Origin of the sequence: Blautia sp. AM42-2, from assembly GCF_003480245.1 — a bacterium.
Classification (GTDB): Bacteria; Bacillota; Clostridia; order Lachnospirales; family Lachnospiraceae; genus Fusicatenibacter; species Fusicatenibacter saccharivorans.
Map to the genome: position 1 here is coordinate 103,980 of NZ_QUIM01000006.1, position 13,026 is coordinate 117,005.

The 13,026-nt window shown below is 50.8% G+C and carries 12 protein-coding genes; all 12 read left to right on the forward strand.

The window, feature by feature from the left end; genetic code table 11:
• Nucleotides 1-21: 21 nt before the first annotated feature.
• The 12 genes from DW915_RS08825 (at nt 22) to spoIIAB (ending at nt 13,006) form a co-directional block, all read left to right on the forward strand.
• Nucleotides 22-594: a M48 family metallopeptidase gene (locus DW915_RS08825; RefSeq protein ID WP_118741982.1), complete on the forward strand. Its 573-nt coding sequence runs from the start codon at nt 22-24 to the stop codon at nt 592-594.
• A gap of 18 nt (nt 595-612) precedes the next feature.
• A complete protein-coding gene (locus tag DW915_RS08830) occupies nt 613-1,572 on the forward strand; it encodes a hypothetical protein (RefSeq protein WP_118741983.1) in 960 nt (319 codons plus the stop codon).
• Between the two features lie 83 nt (nt 1,573-1,655).
• Nucleotides 1,656-2,096, forward strand: coding sequence for an SseB family protein (locus DW915_RS08835; RefSeq protein ID WP_118741984.1), 441 nt, complete (start codon nt 1,656-1,658; stop codon nt 2,094-2,096).
• Nucleotides 2,097-2,243: 147 nt separating this feature from the next.
• Nucleotides 2,244-2,588: a putative signal transducing protein gene (locus tag DW915_RS08840; RefSeq protein ID WP_118741985.1), complete on the forward strand. Its 345-nt coding sequence runs from the start codon at nt 2,244-2,246 to the stop codon at nt 2,586-2,588.
• A gap of 18 nt (nt 2,589-2,606) precedes the next feature.
• Nucleotides 2,607-3,407, forward strand: a complete 801-nt coding sequence (locus DW915_RS08845) for an MBL fold metallo-hydrolase (RefSeq protein ID WP_118741986.1) — start codon at nt 2,607-2,609, stop codon at nt 3,405-3,407.
• A gap of 426 nt (nt 3,408-3,833) precedes the next feature.
• A complete protein-coding gene (locus tag DW915_RS08850) occupies nt 3,834-6,485 on the forward strand; it encodes a valine--tRNA ligase (RefSeq protein WP_118741987.1) in 2,652 nt (883 codons plus the stop codon).
• Nucleotides 6,486-8,702, forward strand: coding sequence for an LTA synthase family protein (locus DW915_RS08855; protein WP_118741988.1), 2,217 nt, complete (start codon nt 6,486-6,488; stop codon nt 8,700-8,702).
• Nucleotides 8,703-9,045: 343 nt separating this feature from the next.
• On the forward strand, nt 9,046-10,341 hold the full coding sequence (locus DW915_RS08860; RefSeq protein ID WP_117509831.1) for a bifunctional folylpolyglutamate synthase/dihydrofolate synthase: 1,296 nt from the start codon (nt 9,046-9,048) through the stop codon (nt 10,339-10,341).
• Between the two features lie 26 nt (nt 10,342-10,367).
• Complete coding sequence (locus DW915_RS15905) at nt 10,368-10,541, forward strand: hypothetical protein (protein ID WP_022461761.1); 174 nt, start codon at nt 10,368-10,370, stop codon at nt 10,539-10,541.
• 9 nt (nt 10,542-10,550) lie between these two features.
• On the forward strand, nt 10,551-11,966 hold the full coding sequence (locus DW915_RS08865; protein ID WP_022461762.1) for a tetratricopeptide repeat protein: 1,416 nt from the start codon (nt 10,551-10,553) through the stop codon (nt 11,964-11,966).
• Between the two features lie 207 nt (nt 11,967-12,173).
• Complete coding sequence (locus DW915_RS08870; RefSeq protein ID WP_022461763.1) at nt 12,174-12,497, forward strand: anti-sigma factor antagonist; 324 nt, start codon at nt 12,174-12,176, stop codon at nt 12,495-12,497.
• A gap of 38 nt (nt 12,498-12,535) precedes the next feature.
• Nucleotides 12,536-13,006: an anti-sigma F factor gene (gene spoIIAB, locus DW915_RS08875; RefSeq protein ID WP_270423031.1), complete on the forward strand. Its 471-nt coding sequence runs from the start codon at nt 12,536-12,538 to the stop codon at nt 13,004-13,006.
• Nucleotides 13,007-13,026 lie beyond the last annotated feature (20 nt).

Here is a 13,026-nt window from a genome sequence, read left to right on the forward strand (position 1 = left end):
ACAGCTTTTGAGGAAAAATAAATGGAACAGAAAGACAGCGCAGAACGGATTTTAAAACAGATTCCCTATGAGATCGTGTATTCCGCCCGCAAAACGCTCGCCGTCCAGGTCAAAGCGGATGGAAGCGTGGTGGTGCGCGCACCGAAACGGATGGCAAAATACAAAATCGAAGCATTCTTAAAAGAAAAACAGGATTGGATTCGCACACACCGGGAAAAAGCGTTGGCGGCCGCAGAGCAGAAAGCAGCGAACCGTCTGACGGAAGCAGAACGAAAAGCGTCGGTTAAACGTGCGGCGCAGATGCTGGCGGAAAAGACGGCACATTTTGCAAAAGAGATGGGTGTAACGTATGGCAGAATCACAATTCGTGAGCAGAAAACCCGCTGGGGCAGCTGCAGCAGCGCCGGAAACCTGAACTACAACTGGAAACTGGTGCTGATGCCGGAGCGCGTGATGGATTACGTCGTTATCCACGAGCTGGCGCACCGGAAAGAGATGAACCATTCCGCGCGGTTTTACGCGGTGGTGGAACAGCAGATGCCCGATTACAAAGTGTGGCAGAGCTGGCTGAAGGAGCATGGAAGAGAGTACTGAAAAAGAGAGGCAAAACAAATGATACTGACCGAAGAAAAAACATATATCATCAATGTGACGGAAGTCGATACCGACGCAGAGCTCGGTTTAAATAAGAAAGATATTATGATCGAATACACGAATCTGGAGCTGCTGCACGCGGTTCTTGCAAGCACGATGCCGTACGGCCGTCTGTCGGCGCGCTACCGCGGAAAACGGAAGGCGGAGCTGCAGTCACGGATTGCGATGGTGGAGAGTGTGCTCGAAACACGCGGCGACCAGCTGGCAAAAGCGGAGCAGATTATGTATCTCGACACGGCGGAGCGCAGTGCAATCTGTCATTATCTCGGCATCATCTACACGCGGCTGATTGCGCAGAAGCTGTACGGAATTGACTGTATGGTACCGCTGAACCTGATCGAGCAGCCGGGGGAGAAAAAATTTGTAAAATACAACGGTGCATACCGCCAGGATCTGATCGGATACGGAAAGCAGAACGCATGGAGCGTCTGGGAGCCGGTCGGCAGGAGCGAGAACAGCCAGGCGGCCTTTGGAAACGGATGCCGGGCGGCGTCGGAGATCGAGAAGATCAATGAAAATCCTCTGGCGAAGAGTGCGGCGTGCATGACGTATTACGAGAGAGGCTATCTGAATGCCGTTGTAAAAGAGCCGGAGCGGACCGGGGACGGGACACTTTGGTTTCCGGAGGAGAATTATTTCAAAGCATATTATCAGCCGCTTTTCGAGCTGTTTGCGGACGAACAGCCGGGTGAGCTGTACGGAAGCAGCGGCGGCTTTGAAATGGAGCTGACTCTGCCGTGGACGGAGGAAGGAAAACGCGGCTTCCGCCATCTGCAGATCGGAACGGATCAGGTGACGCTGGAACTGATGCGGGAAGGAAAGTACGATCAGATCTTAAAGCGGATGGAAAACGTTTTGGATTTATCAAAAGAGCACAGATTCTGCGGGAAGGATGGCATCTGGGTAGGTGCGGAGTAAATGTCATCGGAAGTGACGAAGCTGCCGGGGATGATGGTACACAGATTCTGTGTGGGAAAAGCGAAAAAGAAAGGACAAGAGCAATGGCAAAAGAAACAGATACTCCAAAAGACGAAGGTCTACAGGGGAATGAAAAGATAGAGAAAGCAATTCTGGAATTGCAAAAGGAGCCGACGCCGGAACTGCTGGCACACGTGCTGACGGTGATCCGCCGCAGAATGAAAGAGGGCGGACAGGCGATTCTTTCCGTGGAACCGCCATCCGGCGACGATCAGATCCGGATTGGAACGGTAAAAAGTGCGGACGAAAAAGTCTGGTGGGCCGCGTTTACGAGCTTTGATGAGGAATTAAAGGGCGCCGGCAGCGTGAAATCCACGTTTCTCGTGAGCCTGGAGCAGCTGATCCGCATGGCATCTGAGACAAAAGAGATCAGCGGCGTGATTCTGAATCCGTGGAACCGCACGATTATGCTGGATCATACGCTGCTTTCGATTATCATCGGGGAAGAGAACGCAGGACATTGATATCATATTTCACTTGGCCAGATTACGATGTTGCTCACAATCAACTTCGATTACGGATTGCGTGGGTGATGATGCTGAGAGAAAAAAAGAAAATAGCATAAAATAGCGGAAGGTGGATCTAAGGCACAAAGCACAGGAGGGAAAGATATGGAATATCGGAAGGTGTATCGGACAGATGATGAAGCAACGATGAACAAGGTCGTAAAACTTCTGCAGCGGAGCCGGATTCCGGCTTATGGAAAAAGCGAGGGAGCCGGTGAATTTCTGCAGATTTCGATGGGAATGTCGTACCAGGGAAGAGCCATTTATGTGCCGGAGGAATACACAGAAGAAGCCAAAAAACGGATTGGCGAGTGGGAGAAAAAAGGAGAGTTCCCGGAGGCGCTCCGCACGCAGTCTCATTCCTTAAAAGCCAGAATTACCGCAATTCTATGGGTGGTGATTCTGGTTGGGGGACTTGTGTTCACCACACTGTGGAATCTGTTTCAATAACAAGGGAGGTTTTACATCATGGAAGGTTTTCAGGTAACAGAAATTGGGGAAAAGATTTACTGTATTTTGGACGCGGGAAATTCGTCGTTCTACGTGGTGGAGGGAGAAGAAAAAGCGGCTGTGATTGATACCGGCATCACAGTCAGCGCGAAGATTCTGCCGGTGATCCGGGAGCTGACGGACAAGCCGCTGCTTTTAGTCATCACGCATGCGCACCCGGATCACATGTATCATATCGATGAGTTCGACGAGGTTTACATGTGCCACGACGAAAAGAAGATGGACCCGGAGACGCTCAGCGTACTGACAGCGGGAAAATTAAAACCGTGGGAGGAGATTCATGACATCCGTACGGATTCGGTCATTTCGCTTGGCGGCACAGAACTTACCATCTGTCAGGCTCCGGGCCATACGCCGGGCAGCGTCGTTGTGCTGGAAACGAAACAGAATTACCTGTTTACCGGAGATGCGATCGGAAGCGGCTGCGGTGTCTGGATGCAGGTGCCGGGCGGAACGAGCCTGGAAGAGTATTACGACGGGCTGGTCGGACTGATGGCATGGCTTGTGAAGAGGGGCGGCCGCATGAAATTCTTCGGCGGTCATCACACGCAGGTGTTTGAATCGACGGCGCATCCGGTTTACAATCCGCTCAGCCTCGGCGTTCTCGCAGATCTCATCGACCTTGTGGATCAGGTGATCCACGGCGAAAACCTGGGACGGCCAAGCAATGCGAAGCCGTTTTCGAAAGAACAGGTCCGCTACGCGTCGTACGGCCGCGCAGAAATGCAGTACTGTGCATCGCGGATTCACCGAAAATAAGCGTGTGAAATCTTAAAACTTCCATAAGAAGAAAGGTTTTTGCCCGCGGCGGCTTGACAAAATAAAAAAACGCGATTATGATAAATGCAGTTTCTATTCCAACAGAAAAAGAAAAGGTTATGAGGAAGAGGAGTACATGGCAGGCCCCAAAAGAGAGGATGGTTCACCGGCTGAAAGGCTGTCCGGGAAGGTGGTCATGGAAGGTAGCTTCTGAACCGGAGAGCTGAAAAGCACAGAAGATGTGATGATTAGGTTCTCACGCATGAGTCACGTTACAGACTCCGAAACGAGATACAAATTAAGGTGGTACCGCGGAATTTTCGCCCTTTGCATGCATGTTATGTGTATGTGAAGGGCGTTTTTGATTTAAGACAAGCCTCTGCGGGAATAAATACCACAATACACCAAACATAAAAGGAGGATCTCATGAGCAAAGAACTCGCAAAGACCTACGATCCGAAAGGACTCGAGGACAGACTGTATCAGAAATGGCTGGATAAAGGATATTTCCACGCCACTGTAAACCCGAACAAAAAACCGTTTACCATTATGATGCCGCCACCGAACGTAACCGGACAGCTTCACATGGGCCATGCACTTGACAATACCATGCAGGATATTCTCTGCCGTTTCAAACGGATGGAGGGATATGAAGTCCTCTGGCAGCCGGGTACCGACCATGCGGCGATCGCAACGGAGGTAAAGGTTACCAATATGCTCAAAGAGCAGGGCATCGACAAAGATGAAATCGGACGCGAAAAATTCCTGGAGCATTGCTGGGAGTGGAAAAAAGAGTACGGCGGACGCATCAACAGCCAGTTAAGAAAGATCGGCTCCTCCGCAGACTGGGAGAGAGAACGCTTTACCATGGACGAGGGATGCTCCAAAGCCGTAGAAGAAGTATTCTGCCGTCTGTATGAAAAAGGATGGATCTACAAAGGAAGCCGCATCATCAACTGGTGCCCGGTATGCCAGACTTCCATCTCCGATGCAGAGGTTGAATATCAGGAGCAGGCAGGCCACTTCTGGCACATCAACTACCCGGTAGTTGGAGAAGAAGGCCGCTTCGTAGAAATCGCAACGACCCGTCCGGAGACTCTGCTCGGTGATACTGCCGTAGCTGTCAATCCGGAGGATGAAAGATACACTGATATTGTAGGAAAAATGCTGAAACTGCCGCTGACCGACCGTGAAATCCCGGTTATCGCAGATGCTTACGTAGACAAAGAGTTCGGAACCGGATGCGTTAAAATTACACCGGCACACGACCCGAACGATTTTGAGGTAGGAAAACGCCACAACCTCGAAGAGATCAACATCTTAAACGATGACGGAACCATGAACAACAAGTGCGGCAAATACGCCGGCATGGACCGCTACGAGGCAAGAAAAGCCATGGTAGAGGATCTCGAGAAGCTTGGCCTTCTTGTAAAAGTAGTGGATCATGTTCACAACGTAGGAACCCACGACAGATGTAAGACAACCGTAGAGCCGATGATCAAACCACAGTGGTTTGTAAAAATGGCGGATATGGCTGCCGCTGCCAGCGAAGCAGAGAAGAACGGGGAAGTAAACTTCATCCCGGACCGTTTCAGCAAGATTTATCAGAACTGGCTGAACAATATCCACGACTGGTGTATTTCCCGTCAGCTCTGGTGGGGTCATCGTATCCCGGCCTATACCTGTGATGACTGTGGCGAGATCACGGTTGTAAGAGGCGGAATGCCGGAAAAATGCCCGAAATGCGGCAGCACCCATCTCACCCAGGACCCGGATACCCTGGATACCTGGTTCAGCTCCGCTCTGTGGCCGTTCTCCACTTTAGGATGGCCGGAGAAAACACCGGAATTTGATTACTTCTATCCGACTGACATACTCGTAACCGGATACGACATCATTTTCTTCTGGGTTATCCGTATGGTATTCTCCGCACTGGAGCAGACCAAACAGGTTCCGTTCCACCACGTACTGATTCACGGACTCGTTCGCGATTCCCAGGGACGCAAGATGAGTAAATCTCTTGGAAACGGTATCGATCCGCTGGAAGTCATCGATAAATACGGCGCAGATGCGCTCCGTCTGACTCTGATGACCGGAAATGCACCTGGAAACGATATGCGTTTCTACTGGGAGCGTGTAGAAGCCAGCCGTAACTTCGCAAACAAAGTATGGAACGCTTCCCGTTTCATCATGATGAACCTGGAAAAAGCAGAGGTTCCGTCCAAGATGCCAAAAGACAAACTGACACTGGCAGACAAATGGATTCTCTCCAAAGTCAATACCCTGGCAACCGAAGTAACGGACAACATGGACCGCTACGAGCTCGGTATCGCCGTACAGAAGGTTTACGACTTTATCTGGGAGGAATTCTGCGACTGGTACATCGAGATGGTAAAACCGCGTCTGTACAGCGAGACCGACGAGACGAAGGGCGCTGCACTGTGGACCTTAAAAACCGTTCTTGGTAATGCACTGAAACTGCTGCATCCGTTCATGCCGTTCATCACAGAGGAAATCTACTGCACGCTGAATCCGGAAGAGGATTCCATCATGATCGCTGCATGGCCGAAAGAGACCGAAGACTTTGCATACGCAGAGGATGAGGCAGCTGTTGAGATGATGAAAGAGGCCGTAAGAAGCATCCGTGGTGTACGCACCAGCATGAATGTACCGCCGTCAAAGAAAGCAAGCGTATTCGTTGTAACCGAAGATGCTGCTGTACAGGAAACCTTCAAAAATGGTGCTGTATTCTTCGGAACTCTGGCAGGAGCAAGCGAAGTTCACGTACAGGCAGACAAAGCCGGCATCGCAGACGATGCGGTATCCGCAGTGATCCCGCAGGCAACGATCTACATTCCGTTTGCCGAGCTGGTTGACCTGGAAAAAGAGATCGCCCGCCTTACGAAAGAGGAAGAGCGTCTGACAAAAGAGATCGCACGTTCCAACGGCATGCTTGGCAACCCGAACTTTATTAACAAAGCTCCGGAGGCAAAGGTTCAGGCAGAGAAAGAAAAACTGGCGAACTATCAGCAGATGATGGAGCAGGTTCAGACAAGATTGGAGCAGCTGAAAAAATAAATGAAAAAAGGAAAAAAACTGCATGGAAACAAGGAAACCGTAGTGAAAGTCTGCAACTGGCTCTCTTTGCCGCTGCAGGCCCTGGGATGCTGTATTCTGTATCTGGTGATTGAAGCATTTTCCCGCCATTCGCTGGCATCTGCATGGAGCTACATGGTGGAAAGCCCATGGGTCTTTTTGTACAATGCATTTTTGATCTTCACTACTTTTATGGTAGTTTATCTGTTCCGCAGACGTGTGCTGGTACGGCTCATCATGAGCTGTTTCTGGCTGCTGCTCGGTATCATCAACGGTGTGATTCTGGCGAACCGCGTCACACCGTTTACCGGGCCGGATTTGCGGAACTTAAGCGATGGTGCCAAGGTCGTGACGAAGTATTTGTCGAAAGGTACCATGATCCTCGTCGCGGCAGCTCTTGTGGCATTATTGGCATTTTTTGTATGGGTCTGGATCAAAGGACCGAAATTTCAGGGGAAAATCCGCTGGTATCTGAATGTGCCGCTGATTGCTCTGGTGATTGTACTCTTTACGGGAGCAACGAATCTGGCGCTTGCAAAGCGTGTGCTTTCCAGCTATTTCGTCAACATCGCATTTGCCTACCAGGATTACGGCTATCCGTACTGTCTGGCAGTCACCCTGTTTGATACGGGAATTTCAGAGCCGAACGGCTATTCCGAACAGCTCGTGAAACAGATTGAGACGAGTGAAGGCGAACAAAAAGAGGATGATACGGTAAAACCGAATATTATCTTTTTGCAGCTGGAGTCCTTTTTCGATCCGGAGCTGGTTAATTTCCTCAACATTTCCGAGGACCCGATCCCGTATTACCGGCAGCTGATGAAGGATTATTCTTCCGGTTATCTCCGCGTGCCGGTGGTGGGAGCCGGAACAGCAAACACAGAGTTTGAAACTATTTCCGGCATGAGCCTCCGGTATTTCGGAGCGGGTGAGTATCCGTACAAATCGGTGCTTTCAGAGGAGACGTGTGAGAGTGCGCCGTATGTTTTAAAGAATCTTGGCTATGCGACCCATGCGATCCACAACAATGAAGCAAACTTCTATTCCAGAAGAAGTGTGTTCTCACGTCTTGGTTTTGATACCTTTACCTCGGAGGAATATATGCCGGATATCTCGGATGTGACGGCGACAGGATGGGTAAAAGACCATATTCTGACAAAAGAGATCATAAAAACGCTCGATGCGACAGACGAACCGGATTATATCTATACGATTTCGGTACAGGGCCACGGTGATTATCCGACAGAGCCGGTGCTTGACGATCCGGAGATTACAGTGACAGGCGCGGAAGACCGGGAAAAAAATAATTACTCCTGGGAATATTATGTAAATCAGATTCATGAGATGGACATATTTGTCAAAGAGCTGACGACAAAGCTTGCGGATTATCCGGAGCCGGTGGTACTTGTGATGTACGGGGACCATCTGCCAACGATGGGACTGAAAGTAGAAGATCTGGAGAACCGCTATCTGTATCAGACCGAATACGTGATCTGGGATAACATGGGACTGAAAAGGAAACAGGAAAACATTGCTTCCTACCAGATTGCAGCAGAGGTTATGAACCGTGTGGGAATTCATGACGGAACCATTTTCCGGTATCATCAGACGAGACGGAATACGAAGAATTATCAGGTGGATCTCGAGGTGCTGCAGTATGATATGCTGTATGGAAAACGGTACGTTTACGGAGAAGACGGAGAGACACCGTATGAGCGTGTGAAGCTGCAGATGGGTGCTCTGCCGGTAACACTGGAACGAATCGAAAAATCCGGAGAAGATACCTGGTATTTTTACGGAGAAAACTTTACGGCATCGAGCCGCGTGGAAGTCAACGAGGAGATACAGGATACCGTTTATGTCAGCCCGTCGATTCTGATGGTGCATAGTCTGACCCTGGAAGACGGTGATCAGATTACAATCGCGCAGCAGAGCAACAGCTCGACGAAGAAGGTGCTGACAAGGACAGAGCCGATGATGTATGAAGAGCCAAAAACGGTATCTACACCGACGCCGACACCGAACCCGGACAGCACGAAAACAGATGTGACGCAGGAAAATGCCAATACGAGCACTGCGCCGCAGGATGAACTGACGGCAGCGCCGTCCGGTGCGCCGGAGGGCGAAGGCGACAAGATTGAGCCGTCAAAAACAGAAAACAGCGATAAACCGGCCGAAGACGGCGGTCTGCAGAATTAAAAAGAGTGTCCGAAAGATCATACAGTGGGGCGGATTTTGACGTCCCACTGTATCTTTTTACGGGGAAAGTCGAAAAGTCGGGACAAAATTTTGAAAATTGCTATGGACATATCCGGTCACTCGATTATAATGATACTAGTACATCGTTTTCGAAATAACTATACCACTCACTTGTCTGCAAATCCGATTGCACAGGCATAAAAGCCTCGGCGTAGCCCGCTACGCCTACATTTTTATACCTGCACACTCGAATCTGCATCCTGCGTGATTGGTATAGTTATTTACGAAACGATGTACTAGGGTTTGAAAGCAGCCCTAAAATACTGAAGAATGGTGAAATAAGGTGAATTATACAGAAGCAGTTGATTATATCGAAACAATACCGAAATTTACGGTGAAGCATCCGCCGGAACATACGAGGGAGCTTCTTTCGCGCCTTGGGAATCCGCAGGAAGGGATCAAAATTATCCATGTGGCGGGCACGAACGGAAAGGGAAGCGTCTGCGCGTACTTGAATGCGATGCTGCTTGCAGGCGGCAAAAAGACAGGACTTTTTACCTCCCCGCACCTTGTACGCATCAACGAGCGGTTCCAGATCAACGGGGAAGATGTGTCGGATGAGCAGTTTCTCGACGCATTTCTCAAAGTGGAAAAAGCAGCCAAAGAATACGAGGCGGAGGGCGAAGGCCATCCGAGCTATTTTGAGACGCTGTTCCTGATGGGAATGCTGATTTTCAAAGAAGCCGGCGTGGAATACCTGGTCATGGAGACCGGCCTTGGCGGACGGCTGGATGCGACAAATGTGGTCGAAAAGCCGCTGGCATGCATCATCACGTCCATCAGCCGCGACCACACCGAGTATCTCGGCGACACCCTCGAGGCGATTGCGGGAGAGAAAGCCGGCATCATCAAAGCCGGTGTCCCGGTGATTTACGACGCCAGCCAGCCAGGTCCGGCGTCTGTCATTGCCGCAAAGGCGAAAGAGATGGGAAGCCCGGCATGGCCGATGGAGCCGTCGTTCTATGAGATGAAAACACAGAGCCGCGAGGGCATCACCTTTACCTTTGCATACCTGGGCGGCGAAAAAGCAGAGCTTGCGATTCCGTACGTGGCAAAATATCAGATGATGAATGCAAGCCTTGCGTTTTACACGATGCATATTCTGCAGGACGTGCACGACATTCCTAAGAACGTGCTTGCGGAAGGTCTTTCGAAGATCAAATGGCCGTGCCGTATGGAAATGGCTGCGCCGGGCGTCATCATCGACGGCGCGCACAACGAGGACGGCATTGCACAGTTTGTCAGCACGGCAGGCTATTTTGCGAAAGAAAACGAGATCACGATTCTGTTCACGGCAGTTGCAGACAAGCACTATCATGAGATGATCGGTGAAATCTGCGAGGGCATCCATCCGTCCCATGTTGTTGCAACGCAGATCGACGGAAGCCGCGTCGTACCGGCGGAAGTGCTTGCAGAGGACTTCAGAAAAGCAGGATGCACGGATGTCTGCGCGGAATCGGAGATCGGGGCAGCGTATGAGAAGGCACTGGAAAAGAAGGGCAGCGGCATGCTGTTCTGCGTGGGTTCTCTGTATCTGGCGGGCGAACTGAAAGCATATCTTGCAAAGCGGAATGGTTAGCGAATACAGGAAGGAATTTTTTGTTTATGTTAAATTACGAAGAAGAACTGAAGAAGTTTAAACCGTGTCTCGATGTGGACGAGGTGGAGGATGCGATTTACAGCCGTGATCTGACGGATGTGATCGACATTTTGAAAGAAATGATGAAAAACGACAAGCCGGAACAGGAAAACGAGACAGAAGCGGAAAAGGAAGAGTAAGGTGCCGGAATGAACTGTATGAATTGTAAATCGGTTGTGGACGTCGGAATGGAGATCTGTCCCAACTGTGGTTTTAACCTGAGAGTACAGAGAAAATGTTTTTCTCTTTCGAATATGTACTACAATCTGGGCCTCGACAAGGCAGAGATCCGGGATCTTTCCGGAGCGATTGATATGCTGCGGCGGAGCCTGAAGTTTAACAAATACAATATCCATGCGCGGAACTTGTTAGGCCTTGTCTATTTTGAGACGGGTGAAGCGGTTGCGGCGTTAAGTGAGTGGATCATCAGCAAGAATATTATGCCGGAGAATAATGTGGCGACGGAGTATATTGCGACGCTGCAGGCGGAGCAGGCGAAGCTGGATATGATCAATCAGACGATCAAGAAATACAACAGTGCGCTGAAATGCTGCCGCGAGAACAATGAGGATGTGGCTGCGATCCAGCTGCGCAAGATTCTGAACCAGAATCCGAAGCTGATCAAGGGATATCATCTGCTGGCGCTGATTTATATTCACAAAGGTGAGTATGAGAAAGCGCGGAAGATTCTGAAAAAGGCGGCGAAAATTGACAAGACGAACTCGACGACGCTTCGTTTCCTGAAGGAGGTTGATTTCCAGACGGGTACGCAGACGTCGCTGGAGCCGCGGCGGTTCGGCCGCAGGGAGCGCACGGAGGAGCAGCGCGAGGACGAGCGTGAGCGTGTGGTAAGCGGGGATACGGTGATTATTCCGCCGACGTTCCGCGAGACGTCTACAGCGGCAACGATGCTGAATATCGGTATTGGGCTGGTGCTTGGCGCACTGGTTGTGTGGTTTCTGATCGGGCCTGCGAATACGCAGCGAATTAACCGGCAGGCGGACGAGAAGGTTGTGGAATACAGCGGCAAGATGGCGAGCCAGGAGGCCCAGCTGAACCAGCTCCAGAGCCAGGTGGATTCTCTGAACGAAACGACGGCTTCTGCGCAGCAGCAGATCCAGACGGCACAGGATACGGCGGCTTCCTATGAGAACCTTTTAAAGGCTGTGGAAGCGCAGCAGCAGGGCAACACGAGCAACGCAACAAACGCACTGACCGAGGTCAACCCGGAGGTGCTTTCTGTGGACGCAAAGGCTGTGTATGACACTATTTACAAGAGCATGCAGTCGTCTATGTTCCAGGAGCTTTCGCAGTCGGGTGTGAATGCATTTGACGATGCGAATTACACTGAGGCGATTGATAAGCTTTCGAAGGCTAAGAATATCAACGACAGTGACTATACGGTGCTTAACTATCTGGCGCATGCGTATCGGCTGAGTGGGGATACCGATAATGCGATTTCGGTGTTCCAGGAGATCATCGATAAGTTCCCGGGAACCCAGAAGGCTACTAAGGCCGAGCAGCAGATTGAGGCGCTGGGGGGGACTGTGAAGACGGAGGAATAGTGAGGACGGACGCCCACGGGTCAGAATGCCGCAGGAGATGCGGCGCTGTTTCGTCGGGCTGATACCACTGACTACGCGGAGGGTGCGTGGGACGAAGGGCAAAAAAGTATAAAAGTGAGAAGATAAAACACAAAAGATGAAATTCGCTTTACGGCGAAAAATCTTTTGTGTTTTTTATTTTATGACAGGAAAGAGGGAGGATGGGAAATGGATAATCGTGTTTGGGTGAAGGATGCGGTGATGACGATTCGGCTTCCGGAAGAGGTGGATCATTTTGTGGCTGACCGGCTTCGGGAGGAGGCGGGGGAGATTTTGGTGGAGAGGAATGTGAGGGAGGTGGTGTTTGATTTTCGGAAGACGGTGTTTATGGACAGTTCGGGGATTGGACTGGTGATGGGAAGGTTTCGGGAGATGGAGCTGATTGGCGGGAAGGTGAGAGCGGTGCATGTGGGAGAGCGGATGCGGAGGATTCTGGTGATGTCGGGGGTGACGCGGGTGATTGAGGTGGAAGAGGAGAAGACGTGGAAGTAGGTTTTGGACGGGGAGTGGGCAGAAAGGGGAATGGGATGATGCGAGAAAGGATGAAAACAGAAGAGAAGATGCGGTGGAATACGATGACGCTGGAATTTGAGAGCCGTCCCTGCAATGAGAGTTTTGCGCGGGTGTCTGCGGCGGCGTTTCTGGCGCAGCTGAATCCGACGGTGGAGGAAGTGGCGGATGTCAAGACGGCGATTTCGGAGGCGGTTACGAATGCGATGATTCACGGATATCGGCAGGAAAAAGGTAAAATTCAGATGAAGTGTGTGCTGGATCTGGAGGAGAAGGTGTTTCAGGTGACGGTAAAAGATACCGGCGTCGGGATTGAAAATGTGGAGAAGGCGATGGAGCCGATGTTTACGACCTGCCCGGAGCTGGAGCGGTCGGGGATGGGGTTTTCGTTTATGGAGGCGTTTATGGATGAGCTGGAAGTAAGGTCGCATCCGGGATGGGGGACGGAAGTGGTGATGAAACGGAAAATCGGTGTGCATCCGGAAATGTAAGGGCCGGATCGGAAGTCATA

What these genes read in the sequence shown, in the direction of transcription:
- DW915_RS08825 (WP_118741982.1), top strand. Translation starts at nt 22, where the DNA reads ATGGAACAGAAAGACAGCGCAGAACGGATTTTAAAACAGATTCCCTAT.
- DW915_RS08830 (WP_118741983.1), top strand. Translation starts at nt 613, where the DNA reads ATGATACTGACCGAAGAAAAAACATATATCATCAATGTGACGGAAGTC.
- DW915_RS08835 (WP_118741984.1), top strand. Translation starts at nt 1,656, where the DNA reads ATGGCAAAAGAAACAGATACTCCAAAAGACGAAGGTCTACAGGGGAAT.
- DW915_RS08840 (WP_118741985.1), top strand. Translation starts at nt 2,244, where the DNA reads ATGGAATATCGGAAGGTGTATCGGACAGATGATGAAGCAACGATGAAC.
- DW915_RS08845 (WP_118741986.1), top strand. Translation starts at nt 2,607, where the DNA reads ATGGAAGGTTTTCAGGTAACAGAAATTGGGGAAAAGATTTACTGTATT.
- DW915_RS08850 (WP_118741987.1), top strand. Translation starts at nt 3,834, where the DNA reads ATGAGCAAAGAACTCGCAAAGACCTACGATCCGAAAGGACTCGAGGAC.
- DW915_RS08855 (WP_118741988.1), top strand. Translation starts at nt 6,486, where the DNA reads ATGAAAAAAGGAAAAAAACTGCATGGAAACAAGGAAACCGTAGTGAAA.
- DW915_RS15905 (WP_022461761.1), top strand. Translation starts at nt 10,368, where the DNA reads ATGTTAAATTACGAAGAAGAACTGAAGAAGTTTAAACCGTGTCTCGAT.
- DW915_RS08865 (WP_022461762.1), top strand. Translation starts at nt 10,551, where the DNA reads ATGAACTGTATGAATTGTAAATCGGTTGTGGACGTCGGAATGGAGATC.
- DW915_RS08870 (WP_022461763.1), top strand. Translation starts at nt 12,174, where the DNA reads ATGGATAATCGTGTTTGGGTGAAGGATGCGGTGATGACGATTCGGCTT.
- spoIIAB (WP_270423031.1), top strand. Translation starts at nt 12,536, where the DNA reads ATGCGAGAAAGGATGAAAACAGAAGAGAAGATGCGGTGGAATACGATG.